Below are 24345 nucleotides of genomic sequence, written 5' to 3' on the forward strand. Positions count from 1 at the left end.
CGCCCCGCTCATTCCCGGCCCTCGATGATGCGGACGACGTCAAGGGTAGCGAGGTCGGAGAGCATGGTGCGCAGGCGCGCGCCGGGCAAGAGGTGGGTGGCGGCAAAGCTTTCCGCTGCCTTCATCAGCGCCGCGCCTTCAAGGTGGGCGAGTTTGCCAAGGCCCGCCTTTTCGGCTTCATCGAACAGCGTCAGGCCGCGGGCGTGGAGATCATCCTTGAAGAAGAGTTCATAGACGAAGCCGTTGAGGAGTTGTTCGAGGCGGTTGTTGCTGGAACCAGCACTGAGTGCCGCAGCCATCGAACGCAAGAGTTCCTTTGTCACGCCGCGTGGGCGTGGCATGGGAATCTGCGAAACGTATTGAGCAATAAATCGGTAGTAGCCATTCTGAATCTGCGGACTGATCTGCCGATAAAAGAAATCGATAACCGCGCTGTTCAGAATGGCAAGATCGCTAACATCGACTTCTGGAACAATGTAACCAGTATTCGCGATGAAGAACGGCTGAAGCGTAAATGCAAACTGTGGCGATAGTGCAATATCCGGAAAAACAATTTTCGGCTGCTCGAACTGCTGCCAATAAGCACAAGATCGCAGCTCCCAGAAGTACTTGCCTTGATCGTATCGTTTGATGAGTTCCTTGCGATACGCGCTCATGAACCGATGAATGGCAGGCAGCGCTTTGGCAAAGACGGCCTCGGCTTCATCATGCGGCAAGCCGCTCCACGGATGTGTGACGTTCTCGGATGACTCGATGCGGATCAACCACAAGTCCTGCGGCTCCACACGCCAGCGCTTGATGTCGCGGCCGCGTAGGAAGGGCTTGATGATCTCGGCGGAGCTCGCATGTTCGGCGATCAGCCGGTCCTTGGTCGATCCGTCAATGACGAATGCATCGTTGAAGCCGGTCTTGATGCCGTAATAGAAGCGCCCTTCGACATATTGGCCGAGCGGCATGCCCGCCGCACGGATGCGCTCAAGCAGCCCTCGCCTGGCCTGCGGCTCCAATTGCCAGCCATCCACGGCCAGTGCCTTCTGCGGCATGTCGAAGCCGATCTCGTCCACCAGCTTCGGAAAACCGGGGATATCCTCCCGGGTAAGGTCCTGCGGCCAATTCATCACGCGCAGGCTGTCCTTTGCATCCGGCTGCTGCACCGGCGCATCGCGCCGCGCGGCGATCAGAATTGTCGGATAGGCGATGGCGTCGAACACCTCGGCATCGCCAAAATCGACGATGCGGCGCAGCTCCGTATGACGGTTCAGCCAGCCACGCAGGTTCTGGCCGTATTTGGCGCGATACCATTTGTTCGAGGTGATGTAGGCAAAGGCCCCGCCGGGGTTCAGCAGCTCGATGCCGCGCTGGATAAAATAGACGAACAGGTCCGCCGTGCCGGCATAAGCGCCGAGCGGGTTCCCTTGTCTGTCCTTGCCGCCATAGTGCTTTTCGAGCGTCTTTTTGAAGTCCGGGTATTCGGAAGTGTTGATCTTCTCCTGCCGGACGTAAGGCGGGTTGCCGATGACAAGATCAAACCGCGAGGACAGGCCGAACATCCATTCAGGATCGAAGAAGGGCGCGGCGGCGTTCTGATCAAACGGGTCCCAGGCCGCCATCAGCTCGGCGTCCGTCTCTGGCACGCCGCGATCAGACTTCAGCAACTCGGCCAGTTCATCGCGCAGCTTGGCGATATCCTCGCGGCGCGCACGTTTGGTCTTCATGGTACGGGCTGAGAAATAGCGCGCATTCATGTCGCGGAGCTCCGCCTCCTTCTCAGCTATTTTGGTGTTGCGGAACAAGTCACCCTGTGTCTTGCGCTCGATCGGGATCAGGCTGTTGGCGGCGACGAGCTTCGTCTCAAGGTTTGGCAGCGCCGTGATGTTGGCGTTGTCCTCGTTGCGGTCAATCTTCTGGCTGACCACCAAGGAAATGAAAAAGCGCAGCTTGGCGATCTGCACCGCGATGGGCTGGATATCCACCCCAAAAAGGCACTTGTCGATGAGGTAGAGCTTGCGCGCATAATCCGGCTTGTTGGCATCTGAGAAATCACGGTCAAGCTTGGCCAGCGCGGCTTCGGCTTCCTCAATCTCGATGTTCCGCCGCGAAGGGTCTGGCGTCTCTCTTGCCGCTACCAGCCGCACTTCCAGAGGCCTGCGGTTCTGCGCACGCCATCGCTCATTATCCGGGTCCAGCCGGTGCAGGACATGGATCAGCTTCTGCAACAGGCCCATGGGGAAGGCGCCTGAACCGCAGGCAGGATCGAGTGCCTTCAGATTGTCGATAGCCGCGATCAGTTCATTGGTCTCAGCATTCGAAAAAGGGTTGCCGCTCTCCTTGTAGGACATCAGTTTGCGCAGGCGCGTACCGAGATCGCTGGCAGTCGCGTCTCGCGCGCCGTGCAGTGGTGGCCTGCCGGTGAGGTCGAACTCGCCCGGCATCACCATGTCCAGCGCCTGCTGGCGCGGCTTGCCCGTTGTGGGCGCAGCAGGCTTCGCCACCAGCCGCCGCTCAAAATAGGCGACCAGCGCCTCATCGACCATGTAGTCGACCACTTCGCGCGGGGTGTAGAACGAGCCGGATTTCTTGCGCGCTGTGGTGCGTGTATCGGCGTTGTAGTTGGCCAGCAGGTTCTCGAACACCTTGCCGAGCAGTTCGGGATCGAGCGCGACCTCTTCCTCTTCCGGCATGTTCTCTTCGACCGTGAACTTGTAGCGGGAGAAGAGCTCGATCAGGCCCATCGCCTTGTAAGGCTTACCATTCAACGGGTCGTGTTCATCACTCGGCTGGACAGATATCTCCTTCGAGAAGAAAATCTTGTTTGGAACGTTCAGCGGGTTCTTTGGATAGTCGGAGAATCCATCAACGCGAATAAGCTCACGGTTTCCCTCCTTCACGAGGCGACTGCGCAGCCTTGGATTCCGGCCAAGCTCGCGATCAGTGACTTCGCGGTCAAGACATTCGAACAGGCCGCCATTGAGGAAAGGCACGTCATCGAACAGCTTGAGCGCTGCCTCGGGATCACGAAAGCTAGAGTGGTAGCGGTAAACGTTGTGAACGAGGCGCTGGCTATCCAGGCCACCCGGTTGCTTCTTGCTTTTGAACTTGCGATCTGAATCAGTGTTTAGAGTCGCGAAGAACAAATTTTGTAGAATCGCCTTGTAAAAAGCGCAGCCTTCGCCATTCTTCGCAACATTTTCGTTCAATAGCTTGTCAAGTTCCGTGGTATCAAAAAGCTCAGCAGGGACGAGCTTCTTTTCTTTGATAAACCAAACGAAAATCAATCTGGTCAGCATCCTTATGACGGCGATCTGGTTCTGCTCATTGGGCTTGTTTTCATCGATCTCGAGTGCCGAGGTCGGGAACGTGACCTGCGTGACGGACCAGAAATACCAATTTACAAGTTCGCCATAGAATTTCTTGTTCAGCGTCTGAGCAGACAGCGCATCGATCCAGCCGTCGTAAAGTTCACGAAAATTGGTGGGCTTGCCTCGTCCACGCACATTCACATTACTTAGTGCGATGTCGCATAAGATAGCTGTATGCCCGGGATGGGGGGATGCAAGGTTGATATCCTTGACGATTGAGATACGCTTCTCGACGACATCGCGCGAGCCATCCCTCTTGTTTGGACGACGGTCGATGACGGCGAGCGAAGCCAACCCGCCATGTTTGAACAATATGACGGCAGGCATCGGGAAGAGCCGATTGACCTCGCGCGTGATGCCGGCAAGCGCGCCTCGGCTCCATTCTTCATCCGTTAATTCGATGGCGAGGAACACGAAGGATTCGATGATCGAAGTGCGATAATCCTGGTGGCCCGAGAACATATCAGGCGTGCCTTGAGCCAGGATCGGAAGTTCGTCGTTGGTGAGCTGGAACAGGAAGTCGACGCGCTGCCATTTATCGACCTGCGCTTCGCGCTTGGCCGCCAGCTTGCCGTCGCGATCAACGAACTTGAGGAAAGACGCAGGAGCGCCGTCAAGATCGACTGCTTTGCGGCTGGCATAACCCAGCGCGCCAAACAGCTCGGTTGCGGCTTCCTTGGTGGTCTGACTTGCGAGCGCCGTCAGCGCCGCCTGAACCTTCGACCGGGTATCACTCATTACCGGTCTCCTCGGGCTTCATGATGACCAGCCATGTGACGAGATCGAAATCGGTCGACGTTTTCGGCAGCTTGGTATCGTCAACCAGCTTGCCTCCACGGCCGGCAAAGAGGTTGCCGAGGTTCTTCTTGTCCGACTGCGAGGCGATGGCGCTGATCGCGGACTCCAGTAGCGCGCTATAACGCTGCATGTCCTTGCCATCATCTGTTTGCGCGTCGAACAGCTCGCACAGCTTGGCATAGGGTTCGGTCTTGCCCTGGCAGAGCGCGCGGAAGATTTCCAGCACCTGCTTGGGTGCCGTGAAATTGTAGCGCACCTCTCCCGTCTCGCGGACATAGACCAGAAAATAAGGCTGCAACGGGTTGACCGTTTCGCCGCCCGCCGAGGGCACGCGTTGCTTGAGGCAGTAGATCGTGCCCGGCTGGATAGACTGGTGCTCGGCATGGGGCGGCACGACCGCATAGAGCCCGAGCGGCGCGTCTTCCAGGCGCTCGCGGTTCGCCTCGATGAAGCCCAGCAGTTCGGCACGAAAATCGTCGAGCGTGAATTCGTTGAGCGCGACAGTTTCGTTGAAGTCCTCAAGATCGAGCACCTCATCCTTCAGCCGCAGCAATTGCTTGTCGCGATATCGAAGATCGTTTTGTACGAGTTCCTCGATATCCTTGGCGTTCAGGACGTTATCTTCGTTGGTCGCGGCGATATCGACGAGCGCCATGCGCGCCTCGACCCGGCTTTTCAGGTTGATGTATTTGTTGAGGTCGGGTGTCGGCCAGAAATTCACGAGCTGGATTTCATGATTGAGGCTGCCGATACGATCGATGCGCCCGAAACGCTGGATGATCCGAACCGGGTTCCAGTGGATGTCGTAGTTGATGAGATAGTCGCAATCCTGAAGGTTCTGACCTTCCGCGATACAGTCGGTCGCGATCAAAATATCGATCTCGCCGTCTTGCGGCATCGACTTGATCTTCGCGCGCTGCTTGGCGCGAGGCGAAAAGTTGGAGAGGATCTGCGAGATTTCGGCTTTGCCGAAGGTCGTGCGGTTCGGTTTGGAGCCGCCTGACACAAGCGCGATGTGAAGCCCCAACGTCTTCCGCGCCCAGGGCTCCAGCGCCTCATAGAGATAGGCCGCCGTGTCGGCGAACGCACAGAACACGATCACCTTGCGGTTCTCTTCGCCTTGACTGTTGCGATCCGGGTGCCGAACCTTCTGCTCGATCAATTCCTTGAGCTTCGCCAGCTTCGCGTCGCGCGTCGTATCAACCGCCTGGGCGGCATCGGAAAGGAGTGACAGCTGCTGTTTGTCTGTTGCGAGATCCTTTAGCCAACGATCGACATCGAGGTGGGCCATTTCGAACTTGAGTTTCGAGCCCACTTGAAAAGCCTGGGTGAGATCGTCGTCATCCTCGTCTTCGGCGGCAAACAGATCGGGCTGAAGCGCTTCTTCGGCTGCCTTCGCGTGCTCTTTGTATGCGCGCAGCCTCTCTTCAAGCGCCTCGATCTTTGAGACAGTTCTTTCCATCGTGATGGCAAAAGCGTGAACAGAACTTTCCAGCCGCTTCAGGAAGTTGACCTTGATCATGCCGATCAGGAATTTTTCACGATTGGCTTGCGAAAAATTTGCGATTTTGCGTTCCTCGTATTGCACTGCATAAACCGGCAGCACGTAGCGCGAGGGGTTGAATAGCGACAGTTCGTACTTGGAAATTTCGTCGTTCAGCCGATCGTAGGACAGAAACCGGCCTTTCAGGTCGATGTCTGAGAATATCGATCCGGGCTTTCGGCGCTTGGGAAAATGCCCGATCTTTTCGAGCGAGGCGCGATAGTACTTCTTAATGTGGTTTCGGGACCGTGCAATCGTGAGCTCGTCCAGAAGTGTGAAAAACGACGCGGGCAGCCGATCCATGAGATCACGGGCATCGCGCTCTCCGCTGCGACGCGCCCATTCCATGAACGTTTTCTGCGCCGTCGCCAGCGTGTCCTTGATGCTGTTGATAGCCAGATCAGGCGCAAAGGCTGCGTCTCGGCCCTCGGTGACAAAATAGATTTGGTTGCGCAGATCGCGGAGGTCGTTGTTGACCGGGGTTGCTGACAGCAAGAGAATTTTGGTCTTCACGCCCTTCTTGATCACATCGTCCATCAGCCGCTCGTACCGGCTTTTCCGAACGATGTTCCCGTCTTCGTCGCGTTTGCCCTTGGTGTTGTTTCTAAAGTTGTGAGATTCATCGATCACGATCAGATCGAAGTTGCCCCAGCTGATCGTTGATAGATCGACACCATCAACTTTTCCCGTTTCCCGCGATAAATCGGTGTGAGACAAAACCATGTATCCAAACTGATCCTTTAGAAAGGGATTTAGCTCACTATTGTTACGATCAAGGTAAACTGTCCAATTATCGCGCAGTTTTTTGGGGCAAAGTACCAAGACTCGCTGATTTCGAAGCTCAAAGTATTTGATGACGGCTAGCGCCGAATAGGTTTTTCCGAGCCCTACGCTATCGGCCAGGATGCAGCCATTGTGAGCGTTGATCTTGTGGATCGCTCCCTTCACGCCGTCTTTCTGGAAATCGAACAACGCTTTCCAGATTTCGGTATCAATGATCGCGGTCTGCTCAAAAAGAGCCGCGTCGGCGTCCTGGCCTGAGATAAAGCGTTCGAAGACGTGATAAAGCGTCTTGAAGTAGACGAACTCTGGCGCGTGATTAACGTAGAGCTGCTCAAGATAGCGCAGAACCTCGTCCTTGACGTCAGACACGAGCCTCTCGTCATCCCAGATTGTGTCGAACCATGCCTTCAGATCCGTTCGATCTCGATCGCCGTCGACAATCAGGTTTAGCTCGATGTTCGGCGTACTCGATATGCCCAAACCTCGGCGCGTGAAATTTGAACTGCCGACAATCGCGTGTTCGCGACGGCCATCATCGACGTGATACATCTTCCCGTGCACGAAGTTCGCATCGAGAACTGAACGGATATCGACTTTTTCGTCGAGCCAGCGCGCGCAATCGAAAGCGACCTGCCTTTGCTGTAGGCGGTTTGCGAGTTCCAGACCGTCGTCCTCAATTGCAAATCGCTTCCGCTCGGTCTTTTCGGGGTCAAGTGAACCGATGAAACGCGGCTCACCGAACAGGAAGCGAACCCTTCGAACGGGATCAAGTTTCTCGCGGAGCGCCTGATAGGCGTGGATCGTGAAGTATGCGGAAACCACCGACAGCTCGCTGCCGGCCGACACTTTTTCCCTGAGGAAATCAGCCACACTTCCCCGGGAGTGGTTGTCTCGAATTCCAGACATTATTGTTTTTGTGTGACTGGTCACTGTTGCAAGAAATCCAGATGAGTATTTGCGCAAGACGCAAAAGTCGTGTTGGTTCCGGTCTGTAGAATCTTGGAATTGCGATCAATATACATCTGCGAGGGGCATGAAAACAGATCAATACTTCGCATCTTGTGCTCCCGCTTCCTGAATTGCTGTGTCTAGCTCACCTTCCAATAGAGAGTTCGAGAGCTTTTTTCTCGCCCCCTCCAGCGCCTCGCGCCATTTCTGTCCACGGTCGCGCGCTTCGATGTAAGCGAGGCCGAGATCAAGCCTGGATGAACTGTTCGCAAGCGCTTCGATCATCACTGACGCCTGTTCGAGATCCTTGCGGGCCTTGCTCGCGCTGTCGCGGTCGGTGCGGCGCAATTCGGAAACGATCATCTTGTGGACCGCGAACCGCTCCGGTGCGGGAACGAGAACCGCGACGCCACCCTTGTGCAGAAGCACCGAACGGACTGGCTGATGGATCAGAAAATCGAGATAGCGAAGGGGTTGCGCGGAGGCGCCGCCAAGCGCTGGCATCGCTGCCGGTTCGCCCGCAAAGTCGTCCTTGCTTCGGTTCGGCGTGAGGAATTCAACCTTGAAGCCCGCTGCATTGCTGAAGCTCGTTGTCGCCCTCGGATTTGCGAGGCTCGGGATTTCCCGGAATGTCGAGTCCACCTGCCGCAGGGCTTCGAGCACGGGGGGAATGGAATCGTCGACCGAAACGGAAATCGAATGGAATTGGGCGAAGTCGACATCGCCCGTCATGAGCGGCGCGCTTGGTAGTCGCACGCCGAGCAGCCCAGCATAAGTCTGGAAAGCGGCGGTGCCGACCAGAACGGCATGCAGACGAAACAGGCCAGCTCGCCATAGGACATCAACGATGTCGCCAACGAGCGCAGGAGGTGAAGGCAATCCTGCCGCGGTGAGAGAGGTGACGAGTGAACGGCGTTCGCGATAGTTGGCTTTGACTCTCTGGAAGCGCTCCACCCGTGCCGTTACGTCCGGGTCGGCGACCGGGCCAACATATTTTGAGAAGCGCTTGCTGTCGGCATTCGCTTCGCCGCGGTTGTAGCCCTTGTAGTACCAGAACAGTTGGCCGTTCGCGCCTTTCACCTTGGAGAACGAGCCGTTCTCGGGAAACGTCTCCTCAAACTCGGCATCGAGGCATCGCTGGATCAAGTCCGAGAACATGGTCTGATGGGCAAGGCTGAGCGGCTTCACTGGCGGTTATGCCCAAATCTGAATTTTACGCATAGTGCCGTCGTGCCCGACCGAAAGCAAGAGCATTATGCCCAAAAACGCGAATTGGGCATAATGACGTCGGTCTTGCTGGCAGGCTGATACCAAACCCGCCCGACAGACCCCAATAAATCAGCAACTTAGCGGTTGCTCCCGTTCCGGCGTCGAGGCTGTCTGCGATCCCGTAACCCACCGAGATCGCTCATGAAACGCCGCAAAGTTCATCCCGCCGACGCCGCCAACGCGGCGGTCCTCGCCCAAGCCGTTCGCTTCGACGTTGCCCTGTTCCTCGGAACCGGGCGCTACGCCCGGGCTAGCGCGCCGACCCTTGAAGATGCGCGGATCGAGGCGATGCGCCTCGTTGCCGAGAACCCCAGCCCGTTCGGTAAGCGCCTGCCGCTGATCTACGGCGTCACCGCCCAGGGGACTGGGGCTTGGGCCGAAGTCCCGGGTCTTAACTCGCTCAACGTCGGGAACACCCGACTTTGAATGGCCGCTCGGCGCTTATCACCGCGAACGGAAACCAATCCTGAAGGAACACGACCATGACCACGGAAGCCACAACCTACGACAAGAAGTTTAACGCCCAGCGCGGTGCGCAGCGTGCCGGGTTGAAGCCCGGCGAGTTCGAAGTGTTCAAGACGCCCGATGGCCGCTTCGGCTGGCGGGCGATCACCGAAAGCGAGACCGCCATCAGCATCACCGATCCGGCGCTGGCCAATCACCCTATTGCACAAACGAATGCTGCTTGTTGGCCGAGCGTCCCGAAGACCGGCAAGCGCAAGGCGATCATCGAGCAGGCGCAGGCGGGCGCGCTTCCGGCAGCGCCGGATTTCTCCAAGCCGACCCATGCGCGGTTTCGGGCGAAGCTCGCCAAGCTGGTAGCGCTTGCCGAGGCGGGCGATGTCGAAGGCCTCACGGCCATCGAGATCAACCCGGTTTCGACAAGCCCCAAGGCGATGGCGCGCTATCGCGATCTGGCGTTGATCGCCATCGAAGCGGGGCGCACCAGTGCTTGATCAGAGCCGCCCCCTACCAACCCGTCGATGTGCCGAACTACCCATCGGTCGGTGCAACCGCGAAGCCAAGTGCGAACCCGCGAACCTCAAGCGGGAGCGAACCCAGTTCGCACGTCTGCCACTGGCGAAAGCCCGCGCTGCCGCCGCCCGCATAGGCCAATCGCCGGGAAGAACCTAAACGGGCGGGCCTGACTTCAGAAGCCGGGCCGGTTCATTCCTTACCGTCCAGTTCGTCGTTGAAGCCTTTCATGTCGCGCAACAGGTCTGAGAAGTGGCGGCGTTCCGCGATGTGTTCGGCGGTGTATCGGCCATGCTTGAAGGCGTGGCTATTGCCCTTCGGCGCGCCCTTGGCCTTGCCGCCGTGCATCCGGCAGCGCCCGTTCGTCATCGGGGGCGATCGGCACGGCGTCCCAGCTCGGGTCCGGGCATGGCATCGCGGGCTCAGGTGCATGGGCAATCTGCTTTGCATGGGGTTGTTCCTCGAATTTGCTGGCGTCCCCACCCCCCGGCTGACCGGGTGCGGTGACCATGCCGACCACCGCTTGCCCACCCGCATGGACATGGACGTGTTCGACGGTGACCTTTTGCTGGCCCTTGCCGCGATGGCGGTTGAGGGCTTCGACCAGCGCCGCATAGGTGCGGGACAACTTGTTGGCTTGCGCTAGGTTCTCGCGCCGCCCCTCAACGGTCTGCTCGCCGATCATGGCGCGCCGGTAGCATTCCATCGCGGCGTTGTGAGCGGCGACCAGTTGCGCCGCCATCATGCCTTCCAGTTCGTCCTTGGGCGCGATGCCCATCAGCGCCGCGACAGTGGCGCTTAGCTTCTTGTCGCGTTCCTCGGCGCTTGAGTTCTTCAGCCACAAGGCTTGCACAGCCTGGTTGGCGAGCATGTTGTTCCAGTGATCGGATAGCGATCCACCGATGTCCTTCAGCCGCCCTTTTCGATCTTCAGGGTCGTCGGCGACCACGGTTGTCGGCGTGTTGGCGGGCTTCTTTGCGGTCATGGCAATGTCCTCGTCTCGTGAATCTCGAAGTTCAAAAGAGCGGCGACAGCCTCAGCCTTCCGGCTGGCGTGCCAGGCGGGCCAGCATGGCGAATGCAGCCAGGCTGCCCGGTCGTGGTGATGCGGATCATCCGTGTCCGCGCCCGCCCTTCGCGCTCGAAGCCGATGTCGATGCCGACCTTGCGCAGGAAGGTCGCCGCCCGGCGCAAGCGGCCCGCCAGCGCCCGAGGGCTATCGGGCCAGGTCTTCGACTTGGCAACACGCTCGCCCGCCATTTCGGCAAGGGCGCCCAGAAGGTCCGAGGCGGTTCCCGTCCACTCCGTCCGCGTCAGCATTAAGGCCCGAACGGCTGCGGCGACCGGATCGGCGTCGATCACGCCATCCACCGCCTCGTCACGGTTGCCGCAATAGGCCGACCAGAACGTACCCGCGGGCCAGAGCGCGGTTTCGCAGGCGGTCGCCCACAGGGCGAAGTCCGCCATGCGTGGCAGCTTGGCGAGCTTCGTGCGTGGCAATTCGGCGAGCCCCTTCGCTACCGCATCGAGCAGCACGCCGAGGAGGCGCGGGCGTTCGGCCTCGAACGCCGCCCACAAGTCCTGCTCCGGGCGGCGGCGTTCCTCGGGGATCGGTTCCAGCGTCAGGAAAACGGCGCGATCGGCCAGATCGGGCCTCGTGACGATATCCTCGATCCCGTTGAGGATCACCGGGCGCGCGGCGTCGAATAGCACTTCATCCTGATCGGAATAGAGTTGGCGCACCGCGAAGCCGCCTCCCGTGGTGAGGCGGCAAAGCGTGTCCGATATCCAGGCGGGCAAGCCCGAGACATTATCAAAGGCCAGCACATGGCCGTTGCTGGCGGCGATGAACAGGTCCCGATCCTCACGCGGTAAAGCGCGAAGCGGTGCGGTGTTCGGATCGAGCAGCGCCCGCAAGATGGCGGAAAAGGTGGACTTGGCCGAACCTTGCTCGCCCGACAGCACGATGACCGGATAGGGACCGCGATTGCGAAGGCACGCCAGCGCCCAGGCGACCACCAGCACGAAATCGGCGTCCGTCTGCACATTGAGGAAAGAGCGCAAGGTTTCGATCGAGCCGCCACTGACCGGGATCGGCATCGCCTTCATACCGGAGGCGCGCCGGAAGCGAATGGGCGGATTGTCAACGATGCGCCACCCGGTCGCGTCGATCTCGATGGCGCGCCAAGGGCTTCGCCGGTCTCACCATGCACCACCAGCGCGACCATGGCAGGCCAGACGCCGCCCGACGCGTGCTTCAGGCCGGGATGGAAACGCAAACTTGGCAGCGGCGAAAGCTCAATCCCGCGCGATCGCAGATAGGTTTCGGCGAGCGAGCCCGCGATGTCTCGCGAGGCCCGCCAGACCGCAAGCGCGGCCTCGGTGCGCGCCTTGGCATCGGAATCGGGTTCGGGGCTAGTGTTTTTCCGGTGCTTTCGGGCAATGCCGCGATGGTGCCTGGCGGTCGCGTCCCACAAGCCGTGCTCTGAAAGGGCGGCGATTACGTCGCGCTGTTCGCAACCGGCATGGCAACGCACCAGCACCTTGCCGTGCCTGCCCGCGCTGATCGCGAGGCTCGGGCTTGAATCGTCATGAGCCGGGCAGCGCGCCATCCAGGTTGCGCCCACGCGATGCCCGCCAAGGGCTTTGGCGATGGTTTCAGCGGTCATGACGCACCTCGCCGTCGTTCGATTCGACCGGCGCAGCGCTATCATTAGCGGCGAGCAATTCGGCGCGCCGCCATTCGGCCAGGACGCCGAAGAAGCCGGTGACAGAATGAAGGATTTGCCGCGCGTCCTCGTCGTTGAGGTCGCGGCCCATGCGCGGTTGCCAGATTTCGCGGGTATGGGCGATCTGCCGCCCCAAATAATTGTCGTTTGCAGCATCGAGACGTTTCATCGAAAGCCTCACGGGCGGTTCCGCCGCTCCGTGCTCCTGGCCTCCGGTCTCGGATTCCCACCGATGACGTTGTGCCCAAAGGGGTTTGCATCGTTTGGCGTCCCCGTCTCAGGGATCGCCGCTTGGCGTCACTAGAGCAGCGGCACCTCATGTTCGGGGATCGTGAACTTGTGGCTTTTGCCAGCGCGGATCACGAGTTGCCGCTTGCCGCCGTTTGCAACCTCGCAGGCGATCGAGTAGTCGAAGAAGCCGTGCTTCAGGCCATCGACGACAAGACCTTCGAGACGGTCGAGGGCTTCGCGGACCTGTCCGCTCTTGGCGCGCTGGAACGGCCTGTTGTCTTACGGTTCAGCCATTGTGGAGCAGTCCTTTCATGTCCTTGATGGTGGCGGCGAAAGCCAAGGGACGAACGCTTGTCGCGTCGCCATAGAAAGCGATGACGTCTTCACGCCGCGAGGCCCGATCCCGAAACACGAAGACTTTGCGCGGCCCTTCCGAGCGAAGGCCCTGGAGCTCGTAACCCGAGCAGCGCAGGAAGCAGGCAAGATAGAAGTCGCGCGTCTCGAACGCGGCGGGTTCCCGCTCCTGTTTCGTGATTTGCCTTCGTTCAGTTGACACTTAACGATCTCCTCAAAAAAGGGGTTCACGCGCGATCAGTGAGAAGGCGCTGCAACGGCACCGTGCGGTGCAGGAGCCCGAGCCTTTCGAGGCGGATGCGCATGGCGATCGGCGAAACACCAAACTTCTGAGCGAGAGGTCTCACAAATTGTTCCAGAACAAGGTCGTCGGCAGCGTCGCCGTAGGACTTGCCATGCTCGTTCGTCATGCGCTCGATTTCTACACAAGGATGGTCCATCGGCGTCGCGGGTTGAAGCACACGCTGCTTTCGGTCGGGGAAAGCCTCATCCCAGGCGGCGAACACCGATTCTCGCGGCATCAGCACACAAGAAGCATAAAGATCGGCCTGAAACTCGATCCGCTCCCTCGCCTGGCTGGTTCGACAAACAACGCTCGGCGCGGCATTCGGTTCGAGAAGCGATGTCTGCGCCGGGTCTTTGCCGAACAATCCACGATGAAGCCGCCAATGGCCGACTTCATGCGCCGCCGTGTAACGATAGCGCCCTTCCTTGGAGGGATTGGCGTCGGGATCGAGGCTTTCGTCGATCACGATCCGCTTCTGGTCGAAGAAGATCGCGCCGAGGATATCGGGATCGAAGCCGAGGCCGGAACGCGGCACGCCGAACAGCCGGTGCGTGTCATCGAACTCGATGCTGATCTTCAAGTGCTTTTCGATGATGGCGTCGATCGGGATCGGGGCTTCGATCCGTATCCTGTGTTTCAGCGCGTAGTCGGCAAGGAGTGCTTGGGCATCCTTTTCAATCGCCTCCTCGGACACATAGGCAACTTTCAATCCCATCGCGTTTTCATCCTCATTTGCATCATTTCAAAATCCACCGCCATTCAGGCCTTTACTTGTACTTCGTCTTCTGCGCCTCGCGAGCCAACCGCGTGAGTTCGTCCGCCGTCAGGCCCTTGGTTGTCCGCAGCAGCGCCGCGACTTCGACCGGGTTGCGCTTGATAATGTCCGACAGATCGGTGGCGACCTTGCCCGCCCGCGCCAGAAGCTCATCAACATCGCAGCCGATCACCCCGGCAATCAGCCGAACCTTGTCCTCGGCGGGTGGCGGAAACTCGTCGCGCTCGACCTTCGAAACATAGGTCGGACTTACGCCGATCATTTTTGCCATCTCGCGCAAGCCGATCTCCTTCGCCTCACGCCGCGCCCGGATGAACGCGCCGAACTTCTCCCCTGACATGCTGGTTTCTCCCGTTGCCTGTTTATGCATCACTTTACACTCGATTCGCCCGTCGCCGTCAACTGATATCTAAACACTCTCAATCGGAGCGCTTATGCCGCCAGGCCAAGGTCGCGAACACCTTCCAAAGTGCGTCGGAAATCAGCGCTTGGCGCGAGACACATGGTTCGATATCGCGTGACGAAGGGGAGCCACGTTCCTCAGGGCACGGCGGGTGGCCGCGATATCGGCGCAAGATTGCCGGTGAATTGTGTTATGGTTCCCTTTAAAGTGCAATCCACGTCCCGGGCGCCAGTCCAACTGCACTGGCGGCCGGGATGGCAAGCCTACCGTCTCAGCCATGGAGAATTCGCATGAAACTGACATCTCTCGCGCGCGCCGCGGTGCTGGCCACCGGGCTGGCTGTGGCGGCCATTGGCGCCCACGCCGCCGCGCCGGCGAACCCGCATGAGCCGCTGGCCAAGACCATCGGCAAGGTCACCCACCCTGCCCCCGTCCCGTCACTGGGCGTCATCAACGCCGACGGCGCCACGCTGGCCGACGGCAAGCTGACGCTGACCGGCGTCAGCACCAACGTGATCGTCTTCGCCGACCGGCCGATGCGCGCCGCCGGCCATGAATCGATGGACATGTTCCTGGCCCGCTGGGGCGACGGCGTGGACAGCTTCGCGAAAGACCCGCCGAACGCCACCATTTCGATACTTGGCGGCAGTGAGGTGGGTGTCACTGACGCGGTGGTGACCATCTCGAACCCCAAGTTCGAAGGCGGTAACCTGACCTTTGACGCCAAGGTTCTGGAAGGCGATCTCAAGGGCGCCAAGGGTGCGGCCGCGCTGTTCATCGACTCGTGGGCGGTATTGCCGAATGGCGTTGTGGTGCATGGCCATCATGGCTGGTACGGCGCGCCCGTCTACCCGCCGCCCGCTTACTACCCGCCGCCGGCCTACTACCCGCCGCCGGCCTATCCGCCGCCGGCCTGCGGCTACTATCCCTATCCGCCCTGCTACTGAGCAGTTCCATCAGGGGCGCCGGGTCAAACCGGCGCCCTTTCCCGTTGCCTGTTCCGGCATTTGACGGTGTTCGGCAACATCGCCTTCAGGCTCAGGGCGCGGCCCGTGGTGATGAATGCCAGGCAGCAGGCGGATAAGCCCGGCGCATTGCTGAGCCATTCCGGCGCCTCACCTCAATTCTTCTCAGTCAAGGCTGCGCGGTGCGCATGCTACAACGGGAGTGCCGCCATGCTGTTCTTGCGATCAGCACGGCACTGTTTCCTCCCCGGACTTGGGCCGCCGGTTAAGACGGCGGCCCCTTTTTCTTTCTTGACAACTCTTGCCAAGCGCCCGGGTGAGTGATATCAAAATCCTATACACTTGGTAGGATTTATAGTCATGCGACGCAGCCTTCCGCCCCTCAACGCTCTCCGCGCCTTCGAAACCGCGGCGCGCCACATGAGCATCTCGGTGGCCGCCAATGAGCTCCGCGTCACGCCAGCCGCCGTCAGCCACCAGATCCGCATTCTGGAAGATCATGTCGGACTGCCATTGTTCATGCGCAACGGGCGCGGCCTGGCGCTGACTGACGCGGGCGCCGCTGGCTTGCGTGACCTGCGCGAAGGTTTTGCGCGGCTCTGCGCGGCCATGGACGCGATCGACTCGCTGGGCGAGGCGGGCGTGCTCAGCGTCAGCGTGGCGCCCTCCTTCGCCGCCAAATGGCTGCTGCCGCGGCTTGGCGCGTTTCAATCCGCCCATCCCGAGATCGATGTGCATGTCTCGGCCTCCATGCAGCTTGTGGATTTCGTGAAGGACGGCGTCGATATCGCCATCCGCTATGGCGCCGGACGCTATTCCGACGTCGCCGTCGAACAGCTGCTGACCGAGAGCGTCGTTCCCGTGTGCAGCCCGGAGTTCCTCATGGAGCATGGTCCCTTCTATGCGCCATCCGACCTGGTGGAAGCCACGCTCCTGCATGACGACAGCCCCGACAACGATCCGTCCTGCCCCAACTGGGAAATGTGGCTGAGCGCCGCCGGGGCAAAGCACATCGATGCGGCGCGCGGGCCGCGCTTCAACCAGTCGAGCCTGGTCATCGAAGCTGCCATTCTGGGCCGCGGCGTCGGCCTCGCCAAGACCGCGCTCGCCGCCCGCGACCTGCGGCAGGGAAGGCTGGTCCAGCCGTTCCCATCGCAAGTGAAGGTCGATTTCGCCTATTACATCGTCGCGCCGCGCGCCAAGCTGAACCTGCCCAAGGTTTCGCATTTCATCGACTGGCTCAGGACAGAAGCGGCGTCCGACCTGCCGCAACTCGCGGTGGCCTGAGATGACAAGTCTCATGTCCAGAGGCCGGAACTTCTTCGCCGAGATGCGCCATCGGCTGGATCGCATGGCTGATGGCATCTTCGACAACGCTATCACGCCGGAATGGCGCGATGACGCCGCGCGCGACGAGTTCACGGCGGATTTCACGGCCTGGCGGAATACCGCCATGCGCGGTCAGTCAGGCCATCGCAACCGCCGGCATCACACCGAATGGTAAGGCCACACCCGCAACAAAACTAATGCGGGCGCTGAAAAAGACTCAATGTTCCTGATGGGCAAAGCCTTATACTCTACTAAATGCATAGACTATCAAGCTGCGCTTTTCGGAACATCCCCGTTCTGGCCGGGCGTGTTTCGGTGGCGGCAACACCCTCAACAGGAGAAGACCATGACAACTGCCCGCGTTTCACACTCCCGCCGCCGCTTGGTGATATCGGCCCTGGCGGCCGCCGCGCTCGTGGCCACGCCAATTGCGCTGCGCCCCGCCATAGCCGCGCAACAGGCCAATTCGCAGCTCTTTCCAAACGCCTGGGTGATCCCCGCGGCGGATGCCCGTAAACTGATCGCCGGCGGCGCCGTCGTCCTCGATGTGCGCGGCGCCGACCTCAAGAAGGCTTCGCCACTGGCCAATGCCGTAGCGGTCGAATGGCCCTATTTCACGAAGGAATCCAAAGCCCAGAAGGGCCAGCTTCTGGAGGATGACGCAGAACTGAAGCGGCGCGTCGAGCGCCTCGGCGTGTCGTCCGGCAAGCCGGTCGTGGTCGTTGCTGATTCCCTGAACGGCTGGGGCGAGGATGGCCGCATCGTCTGGACCTTGCGCACGCTGGGCCACCCGGCGGCCTTCTTTGTCGACGGCGGCATTGCCGCTCTGACCCGTGATGGCGATCCCGGCATCGCGCCCGTCAGCGGCAAGGGCGAGTTCGAAGTGAAGCGGGTTTCCGATTTCGAAATCACCAAGGAGGAGTTGCGCCAGAAGCTGGGCGACAAGAACGTGGCCATTCTCGACACCCGCGAACCGAGGGAATATGCCGGCGAAACACCCTACGGCGAGGCGCGGGGCGGGCATGTGCCGGGAGCGCGGCACATCTTCTACAAGGATTTCCTGGACGCGGACGGCGATGTGCTGCCGCCCGACCAGGTGAAGGCCAGGCTCGCCGCGCTTGGCATTTCGCCAGACACGGAAGTGATTTCCTATTGCACCGGCGGTATCCGCTCCGGCTTCGTGACCGCGGTTCTCGCCAACGCCGGCATCAAGGCCAGGAACTACGCGGGCTCGATGTGGGATTGGTCGAGCGCCGACGCCAGGGACTATCCGCTGGTAACCGGCGCCAACTGACGGCGCGGCTCAGGCTCACGGTGCAAGCATGGAAGCGGCTCTGCGGCTCGGCATATTCCTCGGCGTGTTCGTCACCGTGGCGATCCTCGAGATCGTCTTGCCGAAACGCGACAAGGCGGCGGGCTGGCAGGGCCGCTGGCTCACCAATATCGGCATCCTGAGCATCAACATCGTGGTGCAGCGCCTGACGGTGGGCGCTGCGGCATTCGCCACGGCGGTCTACGCGCAAGAGCATGGCTGGGGGCTGTTCGGCTATCTCGGCTGGCCGTGGTGGCTTGAAGCGGCGGCGGGCTTCATCATTCTCGATTTCGCGATCTATCTCCAGCATGTCATGTCGCACGCTTTGCCCGCCTTCTGGCGGCTGCACCAGGTGCATCACGCCGATCTCGACGTCGACCTGACGACTGGCATCCGCTTCCACCCTTTGGAGATTGTGATTTCGATGATCTACAAGGCGGCGCTGGTGGCCGCGCTGGGCATCGATCCGTGGGTGGTGATCGCTTTCGAGGCGGTGCTGAACGGGGCCGCCGTGTTCACCCATGGCAACATCGCCTTGCCGGAGAAGCTGGACAGGTATCTTCGCTATGTGGTGTGCACGCCGGACATGCACCGGGTGCACCATTCAACCATCATTCACGAAACCAATTCGAACTATGGCTTCTTCCTGTCGGTCTGGGACCGGCTGTGCGGCACCATGCTGCATGCCCCGTCCAAGGGGCAGCTGGGCGTCCAACTGGGCCTTGAGGAATGGCGCTCGCCCGCCCAACTCGGCCTGCCGCGGCTGCTGCTGATGCCATTCCGGGAAAGAGCCCGCCAGGCCAATGACGGCGGCGATGAAATGCGGGCGGTCAAGGACTAGTCGCGCCGCCCCGGAAGCCCATGGCGAGCACAAAGAGCTCGGCTGAATCATCGCGGCTGGCCATCGGCTTCACATGGCGGACGGAGGAAAAATCCTTCTTCATCGTCTTCAGCATCTCGCCCTCGGTGCCGCCGCGCAGCACCTTGGCGAGATAAGTCCCGCCCGGCTTCAGCACCTGCCGCGCAAAGTCATACCCCGCCTCCGCCAGCGCCATGATCTGGATGTGATCGGTCTGGCGGTGGCCGGTGGCGTGCGCCGCCATGTCGGAGAGAACGCAATCGGCCTTCTCGCCGCCCAGCGCCGCGATCAGCAGGCCCGGCGCGTCGTCCTCGAGGAAATCCTTCTTGAAGATGGTCACCGCCGGGATCGGGTCCATGCCATGCATGTCGATGGCGATCACCTTGCCGCGGCCCGCGTCGGCCTTCACGCGTTTTACCGCCACCTGGCTCCAACCGCCGGGCGCGGCGCCGAGGTCGATCACCCGGCCGCCGGGCTTGAGGAAGCGGTACTTGTCGTCGATCTCGATCAGCTTGAAGGCGGCGCGCGAGCGGTAGCCCAGCCGTTTCGCCTCCTGCACGTAAGGGTCATTGAGCTGGCGCTCCAGCCAGATCTTCTGCGAAACGGTGCGGCCCTTGCCGGTCTTGACACGCACCTTGAGGCGGGTGCCCGGCTTCTTGCCGCTGCCGGGCCGGCTCATGGCGCACCTCCCGGAGCGGCGTCGTCGCGCATCAGCATGGCCAGGATGCCCTCGCGCAGGCCGCGGTCGGCAACCCGGATGCGCCCGGCCGGAAAGGCCAGGCGGATTTCCTCAAGGATAGCGCAACCGGCCAGCACCAGATCAGCGCGTTCGCGGCCGATGCAGGGGTTGGCGGCGCGCTCGGCATAGCTGAGGCCCAACAGCCGCTCGGTGACGGCGCCAATCTCGGCGCTGCCAAGCCAGCAGCCATCGACCCTGGTGCGGTCATAGCGCGCAAGGCCCAACTGCACCCCGGCGATGGTGGTGACCGTGCCGGAGGTGCCAAGCAGATGGGACGGCACCGGAGACGGCGCGCCTGTCGCGGCAGCCACCTGCGCCGCGAACTCCCGCAGCATGGGCTGAAGATGGGCGCGCATCGCCGCGAAAGATTGCGGCGTCACGTCGACACCTCCGCCGAAGCGCTCGGAAATGGTGACCACACCCGCGGCGAGCGAGGTCCAGGCCACGGTCTCGAAACGCGCGCCCGCGCGGCGCATCCACAGCATCTCGGTGGAGCCGCCGCCGATGTCGAACACCAGCGCGGTTTCCGCCTGGCGGTCGACCAGCGGCTCAGCCCCCATGGCGGCGAGCGAGGCTTCGGTCTCGCGGTCGATGATCTCGAGGTCGAGGCCGGTCTCGGCCCGCACGCGGTCGATGAAGGCGGGGCCGTTGGCGGCCGTGCGGCAGGCCTCGGTTGCAACCAGCCGTGCGCGCTTCACCTTGCGCCAGCGCAGCTTGTTGGCGCAGACCCGCAGGGCGTCGATGGTGCGGGCCATGGCCGCTTCGCCCAGCCGCCCGGTCTGGCTCAGCCCTTCGCCCAGCCGGACGATGCGCGAAAACGCATCAACCACCGAGAAACCATGTTCGGACGGCGTGGCGATCAGCAGCCGGCAATTGTTGGTGCCGAGATCAAGCGCGCCATAGAGTCCGCCCGGCGGCGGCTCACGCGAGGGGGCGGGACGGCGCACTGCCGGCCCGCCACCAGAATGACGCCGGGCCCGCCTGGGCTCCGGCCTGCTGGCAGCATCCACGTTCTCTATCCTTCGGAAACCGGAGGCGCTCGACGGCGAAGCGGAGCGGCGGCGCCGGTATCCTAAACATTGCGTTAGCGCAATTCTAACAGGTTCACGGCGCAGCCTCAAAGAAAAATCAAAGCGATGCCTGGCAAGCCCATTAACCTGCCGTTGAGACGTGGGCAGCCAAACTGCGGTCAAATTTCCGGATATGCGATGTATGGGTCTGGCTCACGGCGGTTGAAGAGCGGCTCGCTGCTCAGCGAGTACGCGGAGCACATGGGCCTCGCGACCATCCAGCGCAAACAGGCACTGGCCCTCAAGGCCGCGAAGGTTGACGCCGAACTGGCGTCCAAGGCGAAGTCCGAGTTCATCGCCAACATGAGCCATGAACTGCGCACGCCGCTTAACGCCATCATCGGCTTTTCCGACATGCTGCATACCGGAACGGCCACGAGCCCGGACAAGGTCCACCAGTACACCGGCTACATCAAGCAGGCCGCCGAACACTTGCTGGAACTGATCAACAGCATCCTCGATATTTCAAAGGTTCAGGCGGGTAAGCTTTCCGTCACCCGGGAGCCGGTGGATATCGGCCCCATCCTGACCTCCTGCCTGCTGATCCTCGGCGCCAAGGCGCGCGAGAAGGAGATCGCCATGACGAGCAGCGTGGCGGAGGCGATGCCACCGCTGCTGGGAGACGCGCTGCGGCTGAAGCAGATTCTCATCAATCTCGTCGGCAACGCGGTGAAGTTCACGCCCGCCCATGGCCAGGTTGACATCACGGTGACACAGGAAAGCGCCGGGTTCGCACTGCTTACGGTTGCCGATACGGGCATCGGCATGTCTCCTGACGAGGTGCAGACGGCGCTCCGGCCGTTCGGACAGGTCGAGACCGGCTTCAACAGGCGGCACGAAGGAACCGGTCTGGGACTGCCCATCGCGCTCGCCCTGGCCAAGCTCCATGGCGGTGACTTGCGGATTGACTCCCAGAAGGGCCGCGGCACCCGGGTCAGCGTCAAATTCCCGCTGGCGACGGGCGAGGACTACGAGTGAGAGTGCAAGATCGATGACCATCCACGACCAGGCCCAGCAGGCCGTGCAGGAGCTACGCCGCGTCGGGCGCATCGTATCGGTGGCCGGCGCGCATGCGGTAATCCTCGTTGACCAGGATGGCGACCCGCGCGCCAAGACGCCGGAGATCGGCACGCTGCTGCGGGTCGACACGCCCCGCGCGATCTGCCTTTGCATCGTATCGGCGATGTCGTCGCCCGTGCCGAGCCACGCGGCCGGCGAAGCGGAATTGCGCATCGTCGAGGTCGAGTTCCTTGGCGAGTTGCCGAAAGATGCCTCTGGCGCGGCGCTGTCCTTCCGCCGCGGCATTTCCTGCTATCCGGCGCTCGGCGATGTGGCGATGCGCGCCTCGAAAGAAGAACTTGAGAAGGCCTATGCCTGCGATTCCGGAACTGCGATCCGGATGGGCCACATCGCCCAGGACCGCTCGATCCCCGCGATGGTCAAGGTTGATGACCTGCTGGGCAAGCATTTCGCCATTCTCGGCGCCACCGGCACCGGCAAGTCCTGCACGCTGGCGCTGCTGCTGCGCCGGATCCTCGAAAAGAGCCCGCACGGCCATCTGCTCTTGCTCGACATTCACCGCGAATACGCGGCTGCCTTCAAGGACATGGCCGAGGTGATCACACCCGCTGACCTGAACCTGCCGTTCTGGCTTCTCACTTTCGAGGAGATCGTGGAAATCCTGATCGGCCAGCCGACCAGCCGCGAAGCCGATATCGAGATTCTGCGCGATATCATCCCCATCGCCAAGCTGCGCTACATGAAGAACCGGCGGCGTGAGCGGGCAGCGCCCGGCCGCCACCGCGAGACGGCGATGGATCCCGCCGCGGTTGGCGTCGACACGCCCATTCCCTACCGCTCGTCCGACCTGATCGCCATTCTCGAGGAACGGCTGGAAAAGCTGGGTCCGCAGGGCGATCCGGCGCCCTGCAAACGGCTTAAGGCGCGGCTTGAGGCCATCAACCGCGACCCCCGCTATGGTTTCATGTTCAGCTCGCTCACCGTCGAGGACACCATGTCCCAGGTGCTGTCGCGGCTGTTCCGCATTCCCGTCAGTGGCAAGCCCATCGCCATCGTCGAGCTGGGCGGTTTGCCGTCAGAGATCATCAATGTCGTGGTCTCGGTGCTGGCCAGGCTGGCCTTTGATTTCGGCATCTGGAGCGCCGGCCGCATTCCACTGACTTTTGTTTGCGAGGAGGCCCACCGCTATGTGCCGGCCGGCAAGTCATCGGGCTTCGAACCGGCCAAGCGGGCGATCGCGCGGATCGCCAAGGAAGGCCGGAAATACGGCGTTTCGCTTGGCATCGTTTCACAGCGGCCAGCAGAGCTCGACGCGACCATCCTCTCGCAGTGCAGCACCATCTTTTCGATGCGGCTGGCCAATGAGCGCGATCAGCAGATCCTGCGGGCCGGCGTCTCCGATGCCGCGGCCAGCCTCCTCGACGTCATGCCCGCCATGGGCATGGGCGAGTTGATCGCCTTCGGCGAGGGCGTGGGCCTGCCCGCCCGCATCAAGATCGATGAGATCGCGCCGGAGGATCTGCCGATGAGCAGCTCAGCCTCCTTCACCCGCAGCTGGGCGCGGGAACTGCCGGACGGCAACTTCCTGCAGGACATCGTGCAGCGCTGGCGCAGCCAGAACCGCACGCCCGACGGCCCCGGCTTCGAGTTCGGCGGCGCCGAGGCTCAGACGGAGGCTGGCTTCGCCACACATGGCGAGGACATCCAGAGCCTGGCGCGGCTGCTCCGCCAGTTCCGCGGCTGAGGCCCGGGCCAGCGGCATCGGGACAAGCCTCTTGCGCCCCCGCAGCTTCGCCGCTATCACCCGCCAGCCAAATCCGTTGGGGGATCGTCTAACGGTAGGACCGCGGACTCTGACTCCGCTAGTCTAGGTTCGAATCCTAGTCCCCCAGCCACCTATTTTGCACTGCAAAAATTTCTTTGAAATCAATAACTTGAAAGATGGCCCTCGGAGGTATACCCCTACTGATACCCCTCCTCTTATACCCCTCAGACTGGGTAAGTGAAAGGCACTACCCCGGAGAACTCCAAGAGGGTCTGCCGTGAGAGACTAAGGATAAACGTGGCAGAGGGTGCGAATTCCCCCCATGGCGGCACCGCCACCCTCAGCCAGGAAGGTGCCACCATCCCATTGCCATACCGGAAGCGACCAGCGCCACGAGCAGCACCAGTGTTAGCAGCCCACCCCATCCATGAGCGGTGGCCTCGAAGCTCTTGGCCTTGATCTTGAGTGAGTGATTGCCGTCCTTCATCTTCACCTCTTGGTTTTAACAGCAAGAAAATCGATGAAGGGACCGACAATTATTTGGCCGCCGATTTGGTTTTCCGCAAGAGGCTTTCTTGAAGTTTTCAACCCTGTTCGATAAGGCGGTTATGCAGCGCCCTATCGAAACACTTCTGGATTGTGCGTCCTCTAAAGGACACGTCAGGGACAAGCATTGTCTGCTAATGGCTGATGCAGAGTGTTGAAAGTCGTCCCTCAAAGATAGGCCCCAAAACTAGGGATGCAGCGAACCCTATTCCGGACAGCCCCGAAAGGGTCTGCCGTGAGAGACTAGGGATAAACGTGGCAGAGGGTGCGAATTCCCCCCATGGCGGC

Annotated in this window: 22 protein-coding genes, 1 tRNA gene and 1 pseudogene; 10 read left to right on the top strand and 14 right to left on the bottom strand. The window is 61.3% G+C overall.

Features of this window, described 5'->3' with window-relative positions; genetic code table 11:
- Positions 1-8: 8 nt before the first annotated feature.
- The 3 genes from ACKOED_RS11795 to ACKOED_RS11805 all read right to left on the bottom strand — a co-directional run bounded on the left by ACKOED_RS11795 (position 9) and on the right by ACKOED_RS11805 (position 8619).
- Positions 9-4097: an Eco57I restriction-modification methylase domain-containing protein gene (locus tag ACKOED_RS11795; protein ID WP_408916792.1), complete on the bottom strand. Its 4089-nt coding sequence runs from the start codon at positions 4095-4097 to the stop codon at positions 9-11.
- Entirely contained in the window at positions 4090-7353 is a 3264-nt protein-coding gene (locus tag ACKOED_RS11800; RefSeq protein WP_408916793.1) for a helicase-related protein, read from the bottom strand. The genes ACKOED_RS11795 and ACKOED_RS11800 overlap by 8 nt, the downstream gene beginning before the upstream one ends.
- A gap of 174 nt (positions 7354-7527) precedes the next feature.
- Positions 7528-8619 carry a GSU2403 family nucleotidyltransferase fold protein gene (locus ACKOED_RS11805; protein ID WP_408916794.1) on the bottom strand — a complete coding sequence of 364 codons (1092 nt, stop codon included), beginning with the start codon at positions 8617-8619 and terminating at the stop codon, positions 7528-7530.
- A gap of 222 nt (positions 8620-8841) precedes the next feature.
- Between ACKOED_RS11805 and ACKOED_RS11810 the strand changes: the two genes are divergently transcribed.
- The gene (locus tag ACKOED_RS11810) at positions 8842-9126 is read left to right on the top strand and encodes a hypothetical protein (protein WP_408916795.1); all 285 of its coding nucleotides are present in this window, start codon (positions 8842-8844) and stop codon (positions 9124-9126) included.
- Between the two features lie 56 nt (positions 9127-9182).
- Positions 9183-9656, top strand: a complete 474-nt coding sequence (locus ACKOED_RS11815) for a hypothetical protein (RefSeq protein WP_408916796.1) — start codon at positions 9183-9185, stop codon at positions 9654-9656.
- Between the two features lie 211 nt (positions 9657-9867).
- Here ACKOED_RS11815 and ACKOED_RS11820 read toward each other — a convergent pair.
- The 8 genes and pseudogenes from ACKOED_RS11820 to ACKOED_RS11855 form a co-directional block, all read right to left on the bottom strand.
- Positions 9868-10047: pseudogene (locus tag ACKOED_RS11820) on the bottom strand (hypothetical protein); the annotation flags it as partial.
- Complete coding sequence (locus ACKOED_RS11825; RefSeq protein WP_408916797.1) at positions 9983-10660, bottom strand: hypothetical protein; 678 nt, start codon at positions 10658-10660, stop codon at positions 9983-9985. The pseudogene ACKOED_RS11820 and the gene ACKOED_RS11825, both read right to left, overlap by 65 nt.
- A gap of 31 nt (positions 10661-10691) precedes the next feature.
- Positions 10692-11783, bottom strand: a complete 1092-nt coding sequence (locus ACKOED_RS11830; protein ID WP_408916798.1) for a hypothetical protein — start codon at positions 11781-11783, stop codon at positions 10692-10694.
- On the bottom strand, positions 11780-12343 hold the full coding sequence (locus tag ACKOED_RS11835) for a hypothetical protein (protein ID WP_408916799.1): 564 nt from the start codon (positions 12341-12343) through the stop codon (positions 11780-11782). Before ACKOED_RS11835 ends, ACKOED_RS11830 begins: the two co-directional genes overlap by 4 nt.
- Positions 12333-12572 (bottom strand): hypothetical protein, encoded by a 240-nt coding sequence (locus ACKOED_RS11840; protein WP_408916800.1) that lies wholly within the window; start codon positions 12570-12572, stop codon positions 12333-12335. Before ACKOED_RS11840 ends, ACKOED_RS11835 begins: the two co-directional genes overlap by 11 nt.
- Positions 12573-12920: 348 nt before the next feature.
- Positions 12921-13190 carry a DUF5659 domain-containing protein gene (locus ACKOED_RS11845; RefSeq protein WP_408916801.1) on the bottom strand — a complete coding sequence of 90 codons (270 nt, stop codon included), beginning with the start codon at positions 13188-13190 and terminating at the stop codon, positions 12921-12923.
- A 25-nt stretch (positions 13191-13215) separates the two neighbouring features.
- Complete coding sequence (locus tag ACKOED_RS11850) at positions 13216-13989, bottom strand: ImmA/IrrE family metallo-endopeptidase (RefSeq protein WP_408916802.1); 774 nt, start codon at positions 13987-13989, stop codon at positions 13216-13218.
- A 52-nt stretch (positions 13990-14041) separates the two neighbouring features.
- A complete protein-coding gene (locus ACKOED_RS11855; RefSeq protein ID WP_408916803.1) occupies positions 14042-14389 on the bottom strand; it encodes a helix-turn-helix domain-containing protein in 348 nt (115 codons plus the stop codon).
- 353 nt (positions 14390-14742) lie between these two features.
- Between ACKOED_RS11855 and ACKOED_RS11860 the strand changes: the two genes are divergently transcribed.
- The 5 genes from ACKOED_RS11860 (at position 14743) to ACKOED_RS11880 (ending at position 18899) form a co-directional block, all read left to right on the top strand.
- Complete coding sequence (locus ACKOED_RS11860; RefSeq protein WP_408916804.1) at positions 14743-15399, top strand: hypothetical protein; 657 nt, start codon at positions 14743-14745, stop codon at positions 15397-15399.
- A gap of 378 nt (positions 15400-15777) precedes the next feature.
- Positions 15778-16704 carry a transcriptional regulator GcvA gene (gene gcvA / locus ACKOED_RS11865; RefSeq protein ID WP_408916805.1) on the top strand — a complete coding sequence of 309 codons (927 nt, stop codon included), beginning with the start codon at positions 15778-15780 and terminating at the stop codon, positions 16702-16704.
- Positions 16705-16768: 64 nt separating this feature from the next.
- Positions 16769-16921, top strand: a complete 153-nt coding sequence (locus tag ACKOED_RS11870; protein WP_408916806.1) for a hypothetical protein — start codon at positions 16769-16771, stop codon at positions 16919-16921.
- Between the two features lie 171 nt (positions 16922-17092).
- Entirely contained in the window at positions 17093-18040 is a 948-nt protein-coding gene (locus tag ACKOED_RS11875; RefSeq protein ID WP_408916807.1) for a sulfurtransferase, read from the top strand.
- Between the two features lie 28 nt (positions 18041-18068).
- Positions 18069-18899, top strand: a complete 831-nt coding sequence (locus ACKOED_RS11880; RefSeq protein WP_408916808.1) for a sterol desaturase family protein — start codon at positions 18069-18071, stop codon at positions 18897-18899.
- Here the strand turns inward: ACKOED_RS11880 and ACKOED_RS11885 are convergent.
- Both ACKOED_RS11885 and ACKOED_RS11890 read right to left on the bottom strand, forming a co-directional pair.
- Entirely contained in the window at positions 18889-19596 is a 708-nt protein-coding gene (locus ACKOED_RS11885; protein WP_408916809.1) for an RlmE family RNA methyltransferase, read from the bottom strand. The two genes, ACKOED_RS11880 and ACKOED_RS11885, sit on opposite strands and share 11 nt — an antisense overlap.
- Positions 19593-20603 (bottom strand): Ppx/GppA phosphatase family protein, encoded by a 1011-nt coding sequence (locus ACKOED_RS11890; RefSeq protein ID WP_408916810.1) that lies wholly within the window; start codon positions 20601-20603, stop codon positions 19593-19595. The genes ACKOED_RS11885 and ACKOED_RS11890 overlap by 4 nt, the downstream gene beginning before the upstream one ends.
- Positions 20604-20927: 324 nt before the next feature.
- Here ACKOED_RS11890 and ACKOED_RS11895 point away from each other — a divergent pair, with 324 nt between their 5' ends.
- From ACKOED_RS11895 to ACKOED_RS11905, 3 genes are all read left to right on the top strand, one after another.
- Positions 20928-21704 (top strand): sensor histidine kinase, encoded by a 777-nt coding sequence (locus tag ACKOED_RS11895; RefSeq protein ID WP_408916811.1) that lies wholly within the window; start codon positions 20928-20930, stop codon positions 21702-21704.
- A gap of 13 nt (positions 21705-21717) precedes the next feature.
- Positions 21718-23490 carry an ATP-binding protein gene (locus ACKOED_RS11900; protein ID WP_408916812.1) on the top strand — a complete coding sequence of 591 codons (1773 nt, stop codon included), beginning with the start codon at positions 21718-21720 and terminating at the stop codon, positions 23488-23490.
- Between the two features lie 77 nt (positions 23491-23567).
- Positions 23568-23641, top strand: a tRNA-Gln gene (locus ACKOED_RS11905).
- A 210-nt stretch (positions 23642-23851) separates the two neighbouring features.
- Here ACKOED_RS11905 and ACKOED_RS11910 read toward each other — a convergent pair.
- Positions 23852-23998 carry a hypothetical protein gene (locus tag ACKOED_RS11910; protein WP_408916813.1) on the bottom strand — a complete coding sequence of 49 codons (147 nt, stop codon included), beginning with the start codon at positions 23996-23998 and terminating at the stop codon, positions 23852-23854.
- Positions 23999-24345: the final 347 nt, after the last annotated feature.

Origin of the sequence: Aestuariivirga sp. (assembly GCF_046093005.1) — a bacterium.
Classification (GTDB): domain Bacteria; phylum Pseudomonadota; class Alphaproteobacteria; order Rhizobiales; family Aestuariivirgaceae; genus Aestuariivirga.